This is a genomic window from Actinospineispora spinosispora DSM 44797 (genome assembly GCF_000429025.1).
Classification (GTDB): domain Bacteria; phylum Actinomycetota; class Actinomycetes; order Mycobacteriales; family Pseudonocardiaceae; genus Pseudonocardia; species Pseudonocardia spinosispora.
Genome location: NZ_AUBB01000021.1, coordinates 138,844 through 157,750 on the forward strand (window position 1 = coordinate 138,844; position 18,907 = coordinate 157,750).

Annotated in this window: 21 protein-coding genes; 10 read left to right on the forward strand and 11 right to left on the reverse strand. The window is 68.0% G+C overall.

What is annotated here, in order from left to right; all coding sequences use genetic code 11:
• Positions 1-61 precede the first annotated feature (61 nt).
• Positions 62-1,201, forward strand: a complete 1,140-nt coding sequence (nnhA, locus tag G406_RS0109175; protein ID WP_084215906.1) for a 2-nitroimidazole nitrohydrolase — start codon at positions 62-64, stop codon at positions 1,199-1,201.
• Between the two features lie 94 nt (positions 1,202-1,295).
• Here the strand turns inward: nnhA and G406_RS0109180 are convergent, their stop codons facing one another.
• Positions 1,296-2,084 (reverse strand): SDR family NAD(P)-dependent oxidoreductase, encoded by a 789-nt coding sequence (locus G406_RS0109180; RefSeq protein ID WP_245607061.1) that lies wholly within the window; start codon positions 2,082-2,084, stop codon positions 1,296-1,298.
• A gap of 29 nt (positions 2,085-2,113) precedes the next feature.
• Positions 2,114-3,193, reverse strand: coding sequence for a beta-propeller fold lactonase family protein (locus G406_RS0109185; RefSeq protein ID WP_028933597.1), 1,080 nt, complete (start codon positions 3,191-3,193; stop codon positions 2,114-2,116).
• A 117-nt stretch (positions 3,194-3,310) separates the two neighbouring features.
• On the opposite strand from G406_RS0109185, the gene G406_RS45725 reads away from it, so the two are divergent.
• Complete coding sequence (locus G406_RS45725) at positions 3,311-4,345, forward strand: LysR substrate-binding domain-containing protein (protein WP_064742876.1); 1,035 nt, start codon at positions 3,311-3,313, stop codon at positions 4,343-4,345.
• Here G406_RS45725 and G406_RS0109195 read toward each other — a convergent pair.
• On the reverse strand, positions 4,317-4,898 hold the full coding sequence (locus tag G406_RS0109195) for a TetR/AcrR family transcriptional regulator (protein WP_028933598.1): 582 nt from the start codon (positions 4,896-4,898) through the stop codon (positions 4,317-4,319). The genes G406_RS45725 and G406_RS0109195 overlap by 29 nt on opposite strands.
• 115 nt (positions 4,899-5,013) lie before the next feature.
• Here G406_RS0109195 and G406_RS0109200 point away from each other — a divergent pair, with 115 nt between their 5' ends.
• The 4 genes from G406_RS0109200 to G406_RS45735 all read left to right on the forward strand — a co-directional run bounded on the left by G406_RS0109200 (position 5,014) and on the right by G406_RS45735 (position 7,924).
• Positions 5,014-5,406 (forward strand): nuclear transport factor 2 family protein, encoded by a 393-nt coding sequence (locus G406_RS0109200; RefSeq protein WP_028933599.1) that lies wholly within the window; start codon positions 5,014-5,016, stop codon positions 5,404-5,406.
• A 110-nt stretch (positions 5,407-5,516) separates the two neighbouring features.
• Positions 5,517-6,398, forward strand: a complete 882-nt coding sequence (locus G406_RS45730; protein ID WP_051341853.1) for a helix-turn-helix domain-containing protein — start codon at positions 5,517-5,519, stop codon at positions 6,396-6,398.
• Between the two features lie 142 nt (positions 6,399-6,540).
• Positions 6,541-7,440 (forward strand): MBL fold metallo-hydrolase, encoded by a 900-nt coding sequence (locus tag G406_RS0109210; protein WP_028933600.1) that lies wholly within the window; start codon positions 6,541-6,543, stop codon positions 7,438-7,440.
• A 103-nt stretch (positions 7,441-7,543) separates the two neighbouring features.
• A complete protein-coding gene (locus G406_RS45735; protein ID WP_037075784.1) occupies positions 7,544-7,924 on the forward strand; it encodes an STAS domain-containing protein in 381 nt (126 codons plus the stop codon).
• Here G406_RS45735 and G406_RS0109220 read toward each other — a convergent pair.
• Entirely contained in the window at positions 7,919-8,497 is a 579-nt protein-coding gene (locus G406_RS0109220) for a helix-turn-helix transcriptional regulator (protein WP_028933601.1), read from the reverse strand. The two genes, G406_RS45735 and G406_RS0109220, sit on opposite strands and share 6 nt — an antisense overlap.
• A gap of 82 nt (positions 8,498-8,579) precedes the next feature.
• Between G406_RS0109220 and G406_RS0109225 the strand changes: the two genes are divergently transcribed.
• Entirely contained in the window at positions 8,580-9,029 is a 450-nt protein-coding gene (locus G406_RS0109225) for a carboxymuconolactone decarboxylase family protein (RefSeq protein ID WP_342666203.1), read from the forward strand.
• Positions 9,030-9,110: 81 nt separating this feature from the next.
• On the opposite strand, the gene G406_RS0109230 is transcribed toward G406_RS0109225, so the two are convergent.
• A complete protein-coding gene (locus G406_RS0109230) occupies positions 9,111-9,899 on the reverse strand; it encodes an MBL fold metallo-hydrolase (protein ID WP_028933603.1) in 789 nt (262 codons plus the stop codon).
• A 31-nt stretch (positions 9,900-9,930) separates the two neighbouring features.
• Entirely contained in the window at positions 9,931-10,065 is a 135-nt protein-coding gene (locus G406_RS59330; protein ID WP_281172410.1) for a hypothetical protein, read from the reverse strand.
• 454 nt (positions 10,066-10,519) lie between these two features.
• Between G406_RS59330 and G406_RS0109240 the strand changes: the two genes are divergently transcribed.
• Positions 10,520-11,926 (forward strand): MmgE/PrpD family protein, encoded by a 1,407-nt coding sequence (locus tag G406_RS0109240; protein WP_028933604.1) that lies wholly within the window; start codon positions 10,520-10,522, stop codon positions 11,924-11,926.
• Positions 11,927-11,943: 17 nt separating this feature from the next.
• Here G406_RS0109240 and G406_RS0109245 read toward each other — a convergent pair whose 3' ends face one another.
• From G406_RS0109245 to G406_RS45745, 5 genes are read right to left on the reverse strand one after another with little or no spacing between them, the layout of a single operon-like run.
• Positions 11,944-12,873 (reverse strand): ABC transporter substrate-binding protein, encoded by a 930-nt coding sequence (locus G406_RS0109245; RefSeq protein ID WP_211241088.1) that lies wholly within the window; start codon positions 12,871-12,873, stop codon positions 11,944-11,946.
• Positions 12,866-13,858: an LLM class flavin-dependent oxidoreductase gene (locus G406_RS53785; protein WP_051341854.1), complete on the reverse strand. Its 993-nt coding sequence runs from the start codon at positions 13,856-13,858 to the stop codon at positions 12,866-12,868. Before G406_RS53785 ends, G406_RS0109245 begins: the two co-directional genes overlap by 8 nt.
• A 25-nt stretch (positions 13,859-13,883) precedes the next feature.
• Positions 13,884-15,143: an MFS transporter gene (locus tag G406_RS0109255; RefSeq protein ID WP_037075892.1), complete on the reverse strand. Its 1,260-nt coding sequence runs from the start codon at positions 15,141-15,143 to the stop codon at positions 13,884-13,886.
• 7 nt (positions 15,144-15,150) lie between these two features.
• A complete protein-coding gene (locus G406_RS0109260) occupies positions 15,151-15,903 on the reverse strand; it encodes a GntR family transcriptional regulator (RefSeq protein ID WP_028933607.1) in 753 nt (250 codons plus the stop codon).
• Entirely contained in the window at positions 15,900-16,742 is an 843-nt protein-coding gene (locus tag G406_RS45745; RefSeq protein WP_051341855.1) for a creatininase family protein, read from the reverse strand. The genes G406_RS0109260 and G406_RS45745 overlap by 4 nt, the downstream gene beginning before the upstream one ends.
• 89 nt (positions 16,743-16,831) lie before the next feature.
• Here G406_RS45745 and G406_RS0109270 point away from each other — a divergent pair, with 89 nt between their 5' ends.
• Together G406_RS0109270 and G406_RS0109275 are read left to right on the forward strand one after the other, a co-directional pair.
• Positions 16,832-18,061, forward strand: a complete 1,230-nt coding sequence (locus G406_RS0109270; protein ID WP_028933608.1) for an NRAMP family divalent metal transporter — start codon at positions 16,832-16,834, stop codon at positions 18,059-18,061.
• Positions 18,062-18,098: 37 nt separating this feature from the next.
• Positions 18,099-18,878, forward strand: coding sequence for a putative hydro-lyase (locus G406_RS0109275; protein WP_425414576.1), 780 nt, complete (start codon positions 18,099-18,101; stop codon positions 18,876-18,878).
• Positions 18,879-18,907 lie beyond the last annotated feature (29 nt).

The window sequence follows — 18,907 nt, forward strand, 5'->3', positions numbered from 1 at the left end:
CCTTCAGGGCAACGGGCGTGGGACGGTCCTCATCTCAGACGTCGCAAAGGTGGGTCTCTGAATGTCAACCACTCATGATCTGACTGGCACGCGCAATTATCAGGACTGGCGCCTGAAAGATATTCCGCACTACCGCGAAGGCATGACTCCGTACGAGTTCATTCGAGCGACCCACGAGCTGGATTATCGGACCTACCAAGCCGAGGCGGTCGCTGGGCGAACCTTCGGTTTCAACGGCATCGGCCGTCTTACCGAAGTGGCCCTGCACATGCCGAACAAGTACACATTGCACGACCGTAGTCCGCAATATCAGGAGAACCCTGACTTCTTCAAGAATCTCATGGGCGTCCCGGATCGCGGTCCCGTCGACCTCGCCGCGTTCCAGCGGGAGACCGAAGAGCTTGCCGTGGCCTTCGAAGACAATGGCATCACCGTGCACTGGGTTGATTTCCCGGAGGAGCCGGCGAACCCGTACGGCCCGCTGATGGGCCACGTGTTCCTGTCCTGGGGGTCGGTGTGGCGCGGCGGGACCGTCATCTCCAGGTTCGGCTTCCTCCCCGGCATGGTGGGGGTGACCGAGTACCTGGCGAAATGGGCGTGGAACAACCTGGGGATCCCCCCGCTGGTGGCGATCACCGAGGGTGCGATGGAGCCGGGCGCGTGCAACATGATCGCGGACGATGTTCTGGTCACCTGCCTGTCCGCGTCGTACGACCAGCGCGGAACGGACCAGTTCGTCAACGCGATATCGAAGACCAGTGGCACGGAAGAATTTCACAACCTGCAGCTGAGGCCGGCCGCGGAGGGGTTCTTCAATCAAGCGACCGGCGCCAGCGCACATCCCGACATCAATATCAATGCACTCGACGTCGGCAAGCTGATCGTATCCCCGGCGGCACTCGACTACGAGGCTCGGGCGTGGCTGTACGACAACAACTTCGAGCTGATCGAGGCTGATCCCGATGAGCAACGCGAGTTCCGGGCACCGTGCAATGTCCTGCTGCTGGAACCCGGCAAGGTCATTGCGCACGCGGACTGTGTGAAGACGAACCAGAAGATTCGAGACGCCGGTGTCGAGGTCATCGAGGTGACCGGAACCGAGATTCGTAAGGCCTGCGGTGGCATCAAATGCCGGGTCATGCAGATCAATCGTGAGCCGGGGCCGGCGCTGGCGGACGTGCGCAGCCGAGAATGGCGCTGACCGGTTCGTCGTAGAGCCGACGGTGGTCACCGCTCACCGAGGGAGCGGTGACCACCGTCCGAGTCGAAGCCCGGTCTTGCGGCGGGTGTCCCGGTTACCGATAGGGGGCGTGCTCGGGCTGCTCCGGGCCATGCGGGATGTCGAACGTCTCCTCACCGGTACGCAGGAGCCGCACGACGAAGTCGGCGACGTAGTCGGGGCTGTGTACCACCATGCCGGGTCGGGGAGAGGCGCCGAGGGTGAACATGCTGTCGCCGAACTCGGTCGCGGTGATCGAGGGCAACAGCAGCGACACCGCGATGCCGTCGTCGGCCAGCTCGTGGGTCAGGACGGAGCTGAGCATGTTGACGGCGGACTTCGACGCGGCGTAGGCGCCGAGGCCGACCGCGGCCCGACGGGTGGTGCCGGAGCTGATGTTGACGATCCGGCCGAAGGCCTGGCTGCGCATGGCCGGTAGCACCGCCTGGGTGGTTGCCAGGAGGCTGACCACGTTGAGCTGCAGGATCGACGTGAACTCGGCCGGGTCCACGCGGTCGAGGGGGCCGTTGAGGCTGGCTCCGGCGTTGTTGACCAGGCCGTCGATGCGGTGGTGGCGGTCGAGGGTGGCGGCGACCAGGGCGCGCAGTTGGACCGGGTCGGTGACGTCGGTGGGGATGGCGAGTGCCCCGTCGAGTTCCTCGCTGAGCGCGGCCAACCGGTTGGCGCGGCGCGCGGCCAGCACCGGGTGAGCACCTTCCGCGTGCAGCCGACGCGCGACCGAGGCCCCGATACCGGATGAGGCACCGGTGACGATCACCGTCCTGCCGGTCAGGTCGATGAGGCCGGTCATGGGCTGAGCGGTCGGGGTGGTGGAGTGGTCTGCACCGGTGTTGTCGAAAGACATGATCATTACCGCTCTCGTGTGGTGGCTGGTCAGGGCTGAGCCGGGATGTAGGCCAGGCCATGGGCTCCGGGCTCTTCGGTCTTCGGTACGTCCACGGTGTGGATGACGCCGGGACGGCTCGGGTCGGCCAGGTCGACGACGCTGACGGTGGAGGAGCCGACGGCCGCCGCATAAGCGCGTCGTCCGTCAGGGGATGACGTCAATGTCAGTGGCAGTGCGCCGATCTCGACGCTTCCGACCTGCTTCATCTCGGTCGGCGACGAGCCGGCCCACACCGACAGCCGCCCGGCGGAGGGCGCCGCGATCCCGCCGAACGGGCCGGACTTCGAGCGCGTGGAGTTCTTGCCGGGGGTCCCCGTCTCCCCGGCCAACAGCAGCCCCGTGGTCGTCCAGTGCACTGGGATGACGACGTGTGCGGTGTGCAGGGTCGCCACGATCGCGCGGGTGCGAGTGTCGATCAGTCGCAGACCAGGTGGGCCGGCCAACCGGCTCAGGCCGGCCTTGGGCGCGGCGACGGCCACGGTCGAGCCGTCCGGGCTCACCGAGATGCCCTCGCTGCCCGGTACGTCGATCGTGCTGACGACCTCGCCGGTAGTCAGGTCGACCACGGTGACGAACGGTGCTTCCTTGTTGGCCGCGTATCCCGTCGTGCCGGTGGGATCGATGGCGAACCAGTGGGGCCCGGGTGCGAGTGTGTCGATGCGGCGCAGGACCCGGCGAGTGACGGTGTCCAGCACGACGACCCCTCCGGGGCCGGCGGGTCCGGCCTCGACGCTGATGTAGAGCAACCGGCGGGTCGGGTCGAGGGCCAACCCGTGCGGTCCGTGCTCGGGCGACAGGTCGATCACCTCGACCACCTGGCCCTCGTCCGGGTCGATCACGGTGACCAGGTGGTTGGTCCCGTCGTGTGCGCCGTAGTAGCCGCGAATGTAGGCACTGGTGCAGTACAACAGGCGGTGCTCGGGGTCGAAGCACAGCTCGTGCGGCTCGGCCGGGACGGTCAGCACGGAGTGGACCCGGTGGTCCACGGCGTCGAGCAAGGTGACGGTGGGACCGCTCTGGCTGACGACAGCCAGTCGGTCGCCGTGGCGGGGGTAGGCGAGGGACATCGGTGGGTCTCCTGACGAGCGGGACGGGATCGGTCCTGCCCACAATGCGACCGGGTGACGTTTTGCCACAATAGGAACGTTGGCAATGAATAGTTGCCCAGAATGGAATGGTGCCCCATGGACGAGCGGATTGTCGATGCCAACCTCGTGGTGGCCTTGGACGCGTTGCTCGCCGAGCACAGCGTGACCCGCGCCGCGCAACGGTTGCGCACGTCACCGGCGGCGATGAGCCGGACCCTGAGCCGGCTGCGTCGGTTGTTGGACGACCCGCTACTGGTCCGAGCCGGGCAGCGAATGGTGCCGACTCCTCGCGCGGACGCGCTGCGCGACGAGGCGGCCGCCGTGGTGCGCCGGTGCGGCGCGCTGCTCGCCCCGGACGTCGCGGTCGATCCGGCCACGTTGCGACGCACCTTCACCGTGCAGGCCGCGGACATCCTCGCCGCCGCCCTCGGGCCCGGTCTGCTCGAGGTCACGGGAACGGAAGCGCCGGGGGTGTCCCTACGGTTCCGGTCGGAGGAAGTGGAGGGCGGGCCGGCACTGCGCGACGGTCGGACGGACCTGGAGGTCGGATCGCTCGACCGTCTCGATCCGGAGATTCACAGCGAACCGCTGGCCACCCTGCGCATGACGGCGGGTGTTCGAGCAGGGCACTCGTTGACCATGGGCGAAGTGACACCGGCACGGTTCGCGTCCGCGCACCACATCTCGGTGAGTCGCCGAGGACGCTTCACCGGACCGATCGACGTCGCCCTGGCCGAGCAGAACCTGCATCGGCGGGTCGTCACCGTGCTGCCCAGTCACGTGGCCGCGATGGCGGTGGCCGCCCGAACCGATCTGGTGTGCTTGATCCCGACGCCGTCCGAGGGCGGGTCGCGCGGTCCGTTCGCCGCGCTGGCCTCGGACTTCGGGCTGCACTTGATCGAGATTCCGCTGTCCCTGCCTGCGGTGGTCATCGGTATGGCGTGGCACCCCCGTCACGACGCGGACGGTGGCCACGAGTGGATGCGCTCCGCCGTGCGACGAGTTCTCCAGGTGCCCGCCACGGCCGGGCCGTGCCCACCGTCTCCCGTTGCCTCGACATCCGAAGATGACGCGGCCCCGGTGCGCAAGTGTGAACTCGGAGCTATCCGGCCCGCCGGCCATGCTCGATGAGGGCGAACCCGAGGTCGATGGTCGAGGAAGGATCATCGGAATCCATCGCAACGATCAGCGTCTGGAGCGCGAAGGCCGCTACGAGGCGGCATGTCCGGTCGTCCGAGGGAAGGTGCTCGGCTTCGGCGACAGCGGCGGTGAGGGCGTCTTGATGGCGCAGCCACATGTCGCGCTCGTGCTTCGTGAGTGCTGCCTCCGACTGCACCAGGACTCGGAACCGGGTGGCTCCCGGCGCCGCTGATGCATGCACCGCTCGCTCCTTGAGGTGCTGGTGCAGCGCCGTGACCGCCGATGTTCCGGCTGGACGGTCGGTGATGGCCGCAACCAGCGAAGCCTGTACATCGGCGTCGTGATCGAAGACGAGGGTCTCCTTGGTCGGGAAGTAGTTGAGCAGGGTGGTTGCCGAGACATCCGCCTCCTCGGCGACCTCGCGCATGGTCACCTTGTCGTATCCGTGTTCCAGGAAGAGTCGGAGAGCGGCATCGGCGATGGCCTTGCGTGTGGCCGCCTTCTTACGTTCCCTGCGTCCGACCAGCGGTTCCTGTGTCGCCATGCATCAAAGCTAGCAACTGGCGTTCGGTGACCCCATACTTGGTACGAGACAAAGTTTTGTATCGCCATAGATTGTGTGTCGATCACCTGAATGAGGCACAGCGAGGAGAACAGTCATGACCCTTCAGCCCTCCACCGCCGAGGTCTTCCGGCGTGCCACCTATCTCATGCAGGCCGGCGAGATCGATCAATGGCTCGCCCTGTTCCACGATGACGTCGTCTTCGAGTTCCCTTTCGCGCCGCCGGGCGCGCCCCGGCGACTCGAAGGCAAAGAAGCTCTCACCGCGCATGTCACAGGCCGCGCCGCCCGGCGATTGGCCGCTCCGAGGGTCGAGAACCTCACCGTTCACCAGTCTGTGGACCCCACCACGCTGGTGGCCGAGATGACAGTCCGAGGTGAGGGCGGAGCTGAGCGGCCCGCCATCGCCGTCGTGAGCGTCCGCGAGGGCCGCATCACCCTCTACCGCGACTACTGGAACCCGTTGGATGTGATCAACGGCAAGCAGTGACCGACCCGGTTCTCGCCGATCCAGCGGGCGAGTGACACGGGAGAACACCTGTCCTGCCTATCCCTGGCGTGGTGTGGCTAAGTGTGCTGCCGCACCAGAGACTGTGACACGTGGATGGAAGACGGCAGCTGGGCGAGTTCCTGCAGGCGTGTCGCGCCCGGCTGCGTCCGGAGGACGTCGGGCTGGTCCGGCACGACGAGCGACGGCGGGTGCCTGGTCTGCGGCGCGAGGAGCTGGCGCTGCTGGCCGGCGTCAGCTCGTCGTACTACTCCAGGCTCGAGCAGGGGCAGGCGGTCAACGCCTCCGTCGAGGTCCTGTCGGCCATCGCGGGTGCGCTGGGCCTCGACGAGGCCGAGCGCCGTCATCTGCACAATCTCGCGGGGGCGCCTCGCCGGCGACGAGGCGTCCGCCGGCCCACCCCGGAGCGGGTCACCTCGGCGGTGCGTCAGCTGATGACCGCGCTCGCGGACGTTCCGGTCGTCGTCCTGGGGCGTCGCAGTGACGTCCTGGCGTGGAACCGCGCTGGGCACGCCCTGTACGCCGGACACCTCGACCCGGACAGCCCGGATCGTTCGGCCGATCGACCGAACATGACATGGCTGGTGTTCTCCGACGTCCACACCCGTGAGCTGTACGCGGACTGGGAGGCGAAGGCGAAGGACGTGGTGGGCAACCTTCGCCTCGCGGCCGGTAATAACCCGGACGACCCTCGGCTGACGTCACTGATCGGCGAACTGACGATGAAGAGTCCGGAGTTCAGCGCGATGTGGTCCGGGCACCGGGTTCGCGCCTGCGACGTCGGGGTCTACGAGATGCGACATCCACTGGTGGGCTCCATGACCGTCACGCAACAGACCTTGCACACCGAGCAGGGACAGAAGGTCGTCGTCGCTACCGCGGAACCCGGTTCGGCCGCCGAACACGCCCTGGTCCTGCTGAGCAGGACCACCTATCTCGCCGAGGGCGACAGAAGAGTCGATTGCCCGGGATGACGGCCAGATAAAGAACTCACGCACCGATCGCCCCGGGAATTAATTCAGGGGTTTTATTCGACACGCCCGAACAGTGCGCCGACCGGGCGGCTCTGTTCAATTCTGACAAAATGCTTTTCCGAACCGATAGGGGAAACAACACATGAGTGACATCGTTCTCGGTGACGTAGAAGTGACGCGGGTCGAGGAGATGCACGGACCGGTCGGTATGACACCGGACGTCTTCTTCCCCGGCTCGCCGAAAGAAGAATGGGCCGAACATCAGTCTCTGCTCGTACCTGACTTCCTCGACGCCGACACCGACATCTGCGCGATCGCGGTGCAGACGTGGGTGCTGCGGAGCGAAGGAAAGACGATCCTGATCGACACCGGCGTCGGTAACCACAAGGAGCGTCCCTACGCGCCGTTCTGGGGCCACCTGGAGCTGGACTTCCTCGGCAACCTCGAGCGCGCCGGAGTCCGCCCCGACGACGTCGACATCGTGATCAACACCCACTTGCACGTTGATCACGTCGGATGGAACACCCGGCTGGAGGGCCAGTACTGGGTGCCGACCTTCCGCAACGCCACCTACCTGATGCCCCGAGCCGACTTCGAGTACTGGAACCCGGCCAACAACCCGAGAATCGCCGGTGGTGTCAACCAGAACGTGTTCGAGGACAGCATCGCGCCCGTGCATGCCGCTGGCCAGGTCATGCTGTGGGAATCCAGCTATCTGATCGATTCCGACCTCTACCTGCAGTCGGCGCCCGGGCACACCCCCGGATCGAGCGTCCTGATGCTCGATTCCGGCACCGATCGCGCCGTGTTCGCCGGCGACCTGCTGCATTCGCCGTTCCAGATCATGCAACCCGAGCACAACAGCTGTTTCTGCGAGGACGCGGACGCCGCCCGGATCACCCGGCGCGACATCCTCGGACGGGCCGCCGACAACAACGCGCTGATCCTGCCCGCCCACTTCGCGGGCCACGGAGGCTTGGAAATCGAACGCGCCGCCGGCTCTTTCCGCATCACCCGATGGGCCCCGCTCGACCGCCTCTGAACGCCCGACACGACCGGCGAGAACCCATAAACGGAAAGTGACGACAGTTCATGACGATGTTCCAGCTCTGGGGCGGGCCGTATGTCCAGCGGGAAACACGCTGATGAGTATTCGCGGCTCCTCGGAGCAGATCGACGGCCAGACCGTTTTGACGATCGCGGGAAAGGTCGATACCGCGATGGCGGCAGCTCAGTTCGAGTACCTGATAGCCCATGCTCCCGGGTGCGGGCGGCTGGTTCTCGACCTGACCGACGTCTCCGCCTTCGGTAGGGCGGGGGCGGCGGTGCTGGCTCGGACGTCGCGTGGCGACGAGCGGGGGTTGGCCGTTGTCATAGGCGAGCGGCATGACGCGGTGCTGCGCGCGGCGGAGACCGCGTCCATCATGATCCGGGTACGACTGTTCGACAGCCTCGAGTACGCGCTCGCGGCGGCCGAGTCGAACTCGGCAACGCATCGGTCGGCGAGCCGGTACGGCGACTCATGACCCGGGGCGCAGGTGGCTGCGTTCCCCGTCGTGATCGAGGATGATCAAGATTTCGACCGGACCTCCGTGCGGCCCGATGGCGTGCGGAACCATCGTGGAGAACTCGGCGGCCTCGCCGGTCTCGACCAGGATGGTCCGCTCGCCCAGCTGCAGGCGCGCGGTTCCGGACAGCACGGTGAACCAGTCGCGCCCCGGGTGCACGCCCAGCCCCTCGGCGCCGAGTGGTCGAACGGGTCCCGTTATACGCATCTTCGCCACGGTCACACCGTGCGAGCCACGATCCCGGGTGAGTGTCCAGATCGTCCTGTCGTGTACGTCGTCGCGCTGTGGCCGGATGACCACGTCACCGTCGTCAGCGGACTCGACCAGCTGATCCAGGGTGGTGCCCAGTGCCCGAGCGATGGGGACGAGCTGGTCCAGGGCGATCCGCCGATGGCCGGTCTCGATTCGGCTCAGACTGGACGGACTGAGGTAACAGCGAGCAGCGAGGGCGTCCAGCGACCACCCCTTGGCCACGCGCAGCCCCCTGATCCGCTGGCGGATCAGGCTGTCGATGCCGGGATCTTGTGTCATAAGCAAGACCTTATGCCAGATATGCACGCCGTCGATATGTTCGAAGTGATCGACGACAACACGACACTCAAGGAGCCGCGTGATGGCCCGCATGAAGAACCCCGCCACGGTCCTCCCCGACACCGGGGAGGCCATCCGGTTCCTCACCCGGGCAACCCGCGCCGGCGGCGTCCCGGAGTCGACCCTCGAACTCGTCCACCTACGGGTCAGCCAGATCAACGGCTGCGCGTTCTGCGTCGACAACGGGGCGCGGTCGGCCCGTAAGAACGGTGAGACCGACGACCGGCTCGCCGCGGTCGCCGCCTGGCGCGACACCCCGTACTTCACCGCTCCGGAACGCGCCGCCCTCGACCTGGCCGAGCACTCGACCCGTCTCGCCGATCGCATCGATCCGGTGCCGGACACCGTCTGGGACGAGGCGGCTCGGCAGTACGACGAGGCAGCTCTGGCCGCGCTGGTCGTCTCCATCGCCACCACCAACTTCTTCAACCACGTACTCGTCACGACGAAGCAGTCGGCGGGCAGCTGGTGACGCTGGCGTGGCGAACGTTCCTCCTTGATCGACCAGCTCATCCGAATCGCACGACGGGCGGTGCGCCCCGGATGTTGCGGGTCAAGCCAGGTGGCACCAGCCGCCGGGGCGGGCCGGGTAGAGGCGGTCGCCGATTCCCGCCATGTCGAATGCCTCCTCGGTGGCCGCGAAGCCGCGGGTGAAGTGCGCCCAGCCGTCGTGATGTGCGGCGATGACGTGATGGGCGCCGAGGACCTCAGCCGCGGCGGCGGCACGTTCAGGGGTCAGGCTGAGTGGCCGTCCGCCGAATTTCGCGGGAACCGACGCCGCGCCGACATGGAGGATCGCGTGGTCGATCGGTCCGTGCTGCTCGCGGATCCGCTGCACGAGCTCGACCGAGGCGTTGTCACCGCTGACATAGAGGCGTGGCACGTCCTGGTCGGTGGATTCGAGGAGAAACCCGATCACCTCGCAGTTGATGAAACCGTCTTCGTCGCGCTCACCGTCGGCCGGGCCGTGTTGTGCCGGCAGGGCCGTCACGCTCAGCTGACCGTTGGGGCTGAGCCAGCGTTCACCGAGCGCGAGCGGTTCCGCCGGCCGGCCGATGCGCGCCGCGGCCGTCGGAGCGGTGACGACGACCGGGCAGCTCAGTGCGAATGCGCGTCCGGCGCGGTCGAAGTTGTCCGCGTGGAGGTCGTGGCTCAACAGCACGGCGTCCACCGGACCGAGCGCCTCGGCGGGGACGGCGGGTCCCTCGGTTTTCTGGAGATAGCCGTAGTCGCCGGGCGGATCGAAAGTCGGGTCCGTGACGAGCCGGACACCAGCGATGTCGATGACCGTGGTCGGGCCGCCGATGACGGAGACGGCACAGTGCTGCCGTGCGCTGTCCACCATTCCACGTGGCTCCGGTGGCTCGCGGTCATCACTTACCACGGGCGGCCTCGCTGACTTTGCGCCACTTCTCCCAACCCACCATCCGCTGCTCGAACTCGGCCTCGACCACTTCGATCATGCCGCGACCGAGGAAGATCCGCCGTGGCGGTTCGGCCGCGTCCACCACGGCAAGGATCGCGCGTCGCGTTGCGGACGGCACCCCGAGCGCGCCCGGCCGTACCCGTGACGCTTGCTTTCCGTGCGGCCGAGCGTCTCGTCGACCACTTCCCTCGGCCTTCCTTCGGGAATGGCCGTATCCAGGCTGACCAGGAATTCCATTGTCTTCTCCCGCCTGTCGGGGTCGTTATGTGTGTGTCGTTCACCCCGAGTATCGAGTGCCGGCTCCACCAGGCTTACCTCTCGAATCGTGAATGAGCTACGACGTTTTTCTTCTCTGCTGAGAGGTTCCGGCTCCTACAGCATCGTCTCTTTTAGTCGGTCGTTCACGCTTGGCGACGTTCGTGACAAAGTGTGGTAGACGTTGTTACGCGACAGGGCGTCCGCGCGCACAATCGGAATTGGCGCTGCAAATCGTGTGAGCGACTGAACGGTTCACCTCGTCAGGAAGGAGACATACGGTGCCGGATCGTTTTCTGGTCGAAGAGCTCGGGCGGTTCAGCGCGGATTCCCGGTGGGAGCACGTATCCGAGTCGGCGCGGTCGCTGCTGCGGCGCAACGTCCTGGACTCGGTCGGTTGCGCGATCGCCGCACTGGACGGCGAGCTGCCCACCACACTGCGCGAGCACGCCTCGGAAGTCGGCGGCAATCCGGTCTGCACGCTCATCGGCGGTGGCCGGACCAGCATGGACCAGGCGGCGTTGATCAGTTCGGTGCAGGTGCGTTACGTCGATCTGCTCGACACCTATCTCACACCAGGTGGGTTGTGCCATCCGGCGGACAATTTCGGGGCGCTCCTCGCGGTTGCCGAGGCGAGCGACGTGGGCGGGCGCGACTTCCTTCTGGCGCTGGCGCTGGCCTATGAGCTGCAGGCCCGCTTCAGCGCGCAGGTTCCGGTGATGGCAAAGGGCCTCAATCACGCGCTGCAGCTGGCGATGTCGGTGGCGGCGGGCAGCGCGAAGCTGTGGGGGCTGGATGCCGGGCTGACGGCACACGCGATCTCGATCGCGGCCGCGGACAATGTCTCGCTGGCGGCGGTCCACTCGGAGCCGGTGTCGCAGTGGAAGGGCGTCTCGCCGGGCATCACCGCACAGCGCGCGGTCTACACGACCGGGCTTGCTTCCCGCGGTGTCACCGGTCCGAAGGGACTGTTCGAAGGGCCCAACGGATTGTTCCGGCTGTTCGATCAGACCGTCGACTTCCGGCTGTCCGATCCGTCTCTGGACGTGGTGGAGCAGACGCACCTGAAGAAGTACTGCGCGCTCATCCACGGGCAACCGGTCATCGAGGCGGTGCTGAAGCTGGCGCGGTTCTACGACATCGCCGCCGGTGAGATCGCGCGGGTCGATCTCGAGGTGTTCCAGACCGCCTTCGACATCGCGGGCGGAGGTTCCTTCGGTGACAAGGACGATCCGGGCACGAAGGAACAGGCCGACTACAACCTCAGGTACCTCGCGGCGGTGGCACTGCTCGACCGCCAGGTGGGCCCCGAACAACTGAGCGAGGAGCGGATCCAGCGCCGGGACACCCAGCAGCTGTTGGGTCGGGTGCACGTACGCGCTGACGATGCCCTGACCGAGGGATACCCGGCCACCACTCCGGTACGAGTGCACATCACGTTGCGCGATGGACGGCGACGTTCCCGCGAGCAGATCGACTTCGAGGGTGCTCCGGGGCGAGCGATGAGCTGGGATCAGGTAGTGCGGAAGTTCCACTGGCTGGCCGAGCCCTACGCCGACGAGGAACTGCGCGGGCAGATCGTGGCGTGCGTCGCCGCGCTGGAGGTGAAGCCGGTGACCTCACTGACTCGTCTGCTGGGCAAGGTCAGCCGGCAGCCGAGGCGGGCTCGGCAGCGCTCACCCTTCTGAGCCACCGCCGCGCTCGCTCAGGTCGAGCCGGTGGCCACCACGTCGTAGCCGGTGGCCCGGTCGAGCAGACCCGCCCGGTGGCTGAACTCCAACAGCGACGCCACCGTCGGGGCGTCGATCTCCTGCTGGTAGAACGGGCCGTCGCGCCGGACAAGCTCCGCGATCGTGGCGGCCTCGACCGGTGGGAACAGCCGTCCGCCGGTCCCGGTGGCGAGGTCGGGGTCGGCGCGCAGCGCGCGCTGTGCCCGGCCGACGGCCCTGGACACGGCGGCGACCAGGTGGGGCCGGGCCGCGAGGGTGGTGTCGGTGGCGGTCAGCGCGGGGAAGGTGTATCCGCGCAGGCCACGTGGGGTGGTGTCGCGGCGGGCGTCGACGACCACGGTCCCGGTGCCCGCCCGTACGGCGAGCTCTGCTCCCATCCCGTTGGCCCAGAACCCGTCGACGGTGCCGCCGGCCAGCGCGGCGGTCGCGGCCAGACCGAACGAGGTGCCGGCCTCCTTGCTCGGCGGGACCGCGGTCAGTGAGACGCCGCGAGCCTCGAGGTCGATCCCGGCCTCCGCGAGCATGATCCTCAGCGCCAGTTCAGGGCCGGGTGCGGCCGCGATCCGCACATCGCGCAGGGCGGTCAGCTCGCCCGGTGCGATGCCCAGGTCGGCGCGCATGACCAGGAACCAGTAGCTGTACCGGGACAGCGCGGTGACCAGCTTGGCGCCGCGCCACTCCGGGAAGGCGTACAACGGGTCGTGCGCGGCACAGGCCAGCAGATCGATCCGACCCTCGCGCAGCGCGTGGGCGGCCTCGGTGACCGGGAACCGCAGCTCGAGCCGGGCGTCGAGGCCTTCGTCGCGGAGGAACCCGAGGTCGACGGCGGCGATGGCCGGGAAGTACGACGGCGACACCAGGTCCGGCACCGCGAGCACCACGTCCGGGGCCATCGGGTCAGCCACCCGCCAGCCGAGGGCCGATGACGTTCGCGAACGCCTCGACGTCGGCGCTGGGCAGGTCGTAGCCGGTGTTCGCGGTGTGCGAGGGGAAGAAGAACACGTGGTCGACCCCCGATTCCTCGTGCGCCGCGAGCAGTCGTTCCGCGCAGTACTCCGCCGGTCCGAACAGCCCGAAGGCGTCGCAGGCTCTCGCCGCCAGCTCGGGGGACAGTTCCGAGGGGTCGTGGTCGGCCGGGATGTCGACGCCGGCGGCGGCGAGCCAGCGCAGGTTGGCGGTGCTCGGGTAGTTCAGGAACGGTGTGCCGGGGCGGAACCAGCGGCGTGGCCATTCGCGGGCGGTCTCGAAGTCCTCGACGGCGGTGGGCACGATGAAGATCTCTTCGACCTCGTCGGGAGCACGCCCGGCCCGACGGGCGCCGGCCCGCACATGTGAGCGGGCGGCCTCGATCGAGGCCGGGTGCAGCCCGGCCATCATGAGCACACCGTCCGCGACCTCGCCGGCCAGCTCCAGCATCTTCGGCCCGGCGGCCAGCACGAACACCTCGGGCGCCTGCGGGTACACGTTGTTCATCCGGGTCTCGTGGCCCTCGATGACCGCCGATCGCCCGGAGAGCAGCGCCCGCAGTGCGGTGACCACCTCGGCCAGCTGGTCGCGTCGCGCCTGGGGCTTGCCCGCGCGTTCGACGGACAGGAAGCCGGGGGCGAGGGTCAGTAGCACCCGGCCGGGGGCGATCTCGGCCAGCGAGTTGGCGGTCGCGGCGAGGACCAGCGGATGCCGGGTGATCGGGTTGGACGTGGCCGGGTACAGCGTCAGTGAGCGGGTGCGTGCGGCGGCCAGGGCCAACACGGCGTAGACGTCGCGACCGGAGTGGTGATGGTCGTGCACCCCGACACCGTGGAACCCGGCGTCCTCGCAGGAGGCGATGAAGTCGGTCAGCTCGGGAAGCGGGCGCCCGACCGGCACTCTGATGTCGACCTTGACAGTCATGGAGCTCCTCAACGAAATCGATGGATCAGTCCGGCAGGGGTTGGCCCTTGGTCTCGGGAAGCCAGAGGACGGCGAGCATGCCGAGCAGGTAGATCGGGGTGAAGATGGCCGCGGCCGTGCCGAATCCGCCGACGGCGGAGGCGAGCGTTCCGGCCAGCACGGCGCCGATCATGGCGAGATAGCGGGAGCCGCTGAACACGACGCTGATCGCGGTGGCGCGCAGCGACGTGGCGAACAGCTCGGGGGTGTGCACGGTGTACCAGCTGTAGGTGCCGCCGGTGAGGAACCCGGCGACCAGTTGCAGCCAGGTCACCGCCGTCGCGCTGTGCACCGAGAGGAACACCACCGGCACGATGACCAGACAGCCGACGAAGTACGCCTGGATCGTGGGCTTGCGTCCCCAACGTTCGGCGAGGAACCCGAGTGCGATGCAGCCGCCGATCTCGCCGAGGTTGTACAGCGCTCCCGCCCAGCCGGTGAAGAACGCCACCCGCCGGGTGTCGTCCACCAGGCTGCCCACGAAGCTGGGCAGGAACGAGCTGACCGCCCACCAGCCGCAGGTGATTGCGATCGACACCACGAGTGCGCCGAGGAAGTTACGGCGCACGGCGGGGGAGAGCAGCTCCGACACCGGGACGCGCCGTCCGGTGGTGGCCGCCCAGCGCCGCGACTCCGGAATGTGGCGGCGCACCAGCACCGCGATGACCAGCGGGATCAGCCCGAACAGGTACATCCACCGCCAGGAAAGACCGTAGGTCGAGCCGAGAAGCACCCACAGACCGGAGACCAGCACCCCGCCGAGGGAGAACCCGCTCTGTAGCAGTCCCGCGCCCCGGGTGCGCCAGCGTTGCGGCCACACCTCCTGCAGCAGCGACGTCCCCACACCCCACTCGGCGCCGATCCCGACACCGGTCAGGAAACGGGTGATGCCGAAGACCCACCAGTTGTCGGCCAGTGCCGAACAGGCCGTGCACACGCTGTAGACCGCGACCGCGGCGAGCATCGTGCGGCGCCGGCCGAGCCGGTCGCCGACCACACCGCCCACGATGCCGCCGCTGGCCCACCCGGCCAGCGTGATGGCCACCAGATAACCCTGGTACGCGGGAAGGTGCGGCAGCTGGGCGGGGGTGAGCAGCTCGGTGAGCGTCGGTCTCGCGGTGATGAGCAGCACGAACGTGTCGTATCCGTCGGCCACCCAGAAGACCAGGGTGATAGCGAGGACCGTGACCGCTGCCCGGTCCAGCCCCGCCGATGTACTGCCGAACGCGGGTCGGCTGGTCGTCATGGCCACCTCACTCGTCGAGATACGTGCGGATGACCGAGAAGCTGAGGTAGGCATCGTTGACGTGCACCACGGTGACCGCGACCGGCCGCTCGTCGGCCCGGATGTGGGTGTGGCTCAGCTGCAGCAGCGGGGTCGTCGAGCTCACCCGCAGTGCCGCCGCGACGTCGGGCGTCGGCAGCACGGGGCGAATCCGCGCCACGGAATAGCACACCGGAGCGCCGAGGTGGGTGGAGACGAACTCGAAAGTCGATCGCTGCTCGTCCAGCCGGTCGTGGTCGGCCGGCAGCAACCTGGCCGGGAAGAGGTCGACGCTGTGCACGGCGGGCTCGTCACCGGCGAGGAAGACGCGGGTGATGCGCAGCCCGGTCTCGTCCTCGCCGAGTTCCAGCGCCCCGGCCTCCTGCTCGGCCAGCGGTACCAGCCGACGATCCAGCGTCCGTACCGACGGCCGGTAGCCCTCCTGGGCGAGCAGGTCCATGAACGCGCCCGCCTCGGCCAGGTTGGCACCGATCCCCAGTGCGTGCCGGTTGATGAACGTCCCGTGTCCGTGCAGCCGCCGGATCCGGCCCTCCTTCTGCAGCGAGAGCAACGCCGAGCGCAAGGTGGCCCTGCTGACCCCGAGCGCCTGGGACAGGTCCGCCTCGGACGGCAGCCGCAGGGCGCCCGCCGAGCCTTGCTGGGCGATGACCTCGCGCAGCCGGAGCTTGACCTGGCCGTAGCAGTCGGTGTTCAGCGTCTGCAGGTCCGGCGACCCGGTCACGGCTGTTCGTCCGTTGACCCGCCGGCCGGGCCGCCGATCGGGCCCTGGTAGCCGCGCAGCCACTGCACCAGCTCGGCGAGGCGGCCGACGATGTGGTCGTGGTAGCGCTTGCCCTTGTCCTCCGACAGGCCCAGTGACGAGCTGAAGCTGCCGCTGGGGGTGAACACGCGCTGTTCGGCGCCGGACCAGATGATCTCCACCCCGTCCGGGGCCGGACCGAACAGGTCGGTGCCGACGAAACCGCCGAACACCTCGTCGAAGTCGACCCCGGCGTCGGTCAGCCGGTCGGTGCGAATCTTGCCGGGGTAGCGGTAGTGCACGTGGGACAGCTCGAGCTCACCCGCGTGGTGCTCGTTGGTCTCCTTGATCGTCGGAGCCGCCGAGCGGGCCAGATGCAGTGGGTCGGCGACGGCGAACAGCACCTGGGGGAGCTCCTCGTCGTGCAGCACGCGGACCGCGCTGTTGAGCGCGGGCAGGTTCGACCCCTTGTGCCCGTTGAGCAGGATGATGCGGGTGAACCCGTGCTTGGCCAGGCTCCGGGCCACATCCCGGATCAGCAGGGTGAGTGTGTCCGGGCGGATGCTGATGGTGCCGGGGAAGCCGCCGTGGTGTGAGGAGTCGCCGTACCAGATCGGCGGCGCCACCAGCACGCCGGTGCGTTCGGCGACGTCCTCGGCCAGGGTGATCGCCACGTAGGAGTCGACGCCGAGCACGCCGGCCGGACCGTGCTGCTCGGTGCTGCCGACCGGCACGATCACGATCCGCTCGCGCTCCAGGTAGGAGTTCACCTCCTCCCAGGTCAAATCCTGGATCCAGACCGACGGCAACGTCGTGGACATGGCACCTCACAGTTCTCGGCACTGGTAGACGTCAGACGTCTAACCTAAGCTGCCCGATAGAGAATGCCAATCCGGGACCAGGGAGTGAGATGGACAGCACGAGCGAGGAGGTGCAGCCGGCTCGTTCTCCTCGGCTGCGGGTGCCGCCGCTCCTCGGCGCCGGGATGCTGATGGCGATGAGCGCGGCCGGCCCCGGATTCATCACGCAGACCGCCTCGTTCACCGTGCTCTACCAGGCGTCGTTCGCGGCGGCGGTGGTGCTGTCGATGATCGTCGACGTGGCGGTGCAGCTGAACGTGTGGCGCATCCTGGGCATCTCCGGGCAGCGGGCACAGGACCTGGCGGGCAAGGTGTTCCCCGGTGCCGGCCAGCTGCTGACCGCACTGGTCGTGCTGGGTGCGGTGGTGTTCAACATCGGCAACATCGGGGGTGCCGGCCTCGGGCTGCACAACCTGCTCGGTGTGGACAGCAGGGTCGGGGCGGCGATCAGCGGATGCCTGGTCATCGCCGTTTTCTTGGCGAGGTCGATGTTCGTGGTGTTCGACCGGACCATGATGCTGCTCGGGATCGTCAAGATCGTGCTGATCGTCGTGCTGGTGGCGGTCACCGCGCCGCCGCTGGGCCAGGTGGCGATCGGCACCGTCGCGCCGAAGGGCCTGCCGCTGCTCGCCGTGCTGACCCTGATCGGTGGGACCGTGGGCGGCTTCATCACCTACTCCGGTGCGCATCGGTTGATCGACGCGGGGATCACCGGTGTGGAGAACGTGCGCCGGATCAACCGGGGAGCGTGGACGGGTGTGCTCGTCGCCTGCGTGTTGCGGATCGTGCTGTTCCTCGGGTTCTTCGGCGTGGTCGCCACCGGGGCGCACCTGGCCAACCCGAACGACGCTGCCGGGTCGAGCTTCCTTGCCGCGTTCGGCACGGTCGGGCTGCACCTGTTCGGACTGGTCTTCTGGGCCGCAGGCATGACCAGCACGATGGGCAACTCCTATACGACCGCGACGTTCCTGCAGACCTACCTCGGCCCGGTGCGCCGGCACTTCAACCGTGCGGTGATCGTGCTGATCGGCTTGGCCACGGTCGTCTTCGTGGCGGCCGGGCAGACGCCCCAGTCGATGTTGGTCTTCGCGGGCGCGATCAACGGCCTGGTGCTCCCGGTCGGCCTGGCGATCATCCTGTGGGTCGCGTTGCGGCGGCGAGAGCTGATCGCGGGTTACCGCTACCCCTCGGTGCTGCTCGGTGCCGGTGTCGCGGCGTGGCTGTTCACCGCGTACGCGGCTGTGCTGTCGATCACCTCGATCGGTTCGATATTCCGCTAGTTCGACCCATGCCAACAGTCCGAGATCAGGAGTGCCTGTGACCGTCGTGAGTTCGACCCCGGCCGAGGCTCGGGCGCGGTTCCGAGCCGGTGAGCGGACCCCCACAGCGGGCTGGGCGCCCGGGTACGCCCAGGCCAACATGATCATCGTGCCCCGCGAGTACGCGTACGAGACGCTGCTGTTCGGCCAGCGGAACCCGAAGCCGTGCCCGATCATCGACGTGACCGACGCCGGCAGCCCGTACACGGCGTTGGCCGAAGGGGCCGACCTGCGCACCGACCTTCCCGCCTATCGGGTGTGGCGCGACGGTGAGCTGGTCGACGAGCCGGACGAGATCCACCGCTACTGGGCCGATGACCTGGTGAGCTTCCTGATCGGCTGCAGCTTCACCTTCGAGACGCCGTTGCTGGCGGCCGGCATCGAGGTGCGGCACATCACCGAGGGTCGCAACGTGTCGATGTACCGGACGAACCGCGAGTGCCGAGGGGCCGGACGCCTCGGCGGTCCCATGGTGGTGTCGATGCGCCCGATCGCCGCCGACCGGGTCGCCGAGGCGGTGCGGATCAGCGGACGGTTCCCGTCGGTGCACGGGGCGCCGGTGCATGTCGGTGCGCCGGAGGCACTGGGCATCACCGACCTCGGCTCCCCGGACTTCGGTGATGCGGTGACCATCCGGGAGGGCGAGGTCCCGGTGTTCTGGGCCTGCGGGGTGACCCCGCAGGCGGCGATCATGGCGTCGCGCCCGCCGTTCGCTATCACCCACGCCCCCGGCTACATGTTCGTCACCGATGTCCCCGACCACACCTACGCCGTGTGAGGACGTCTTCGGACCAAGTGACGAACCAG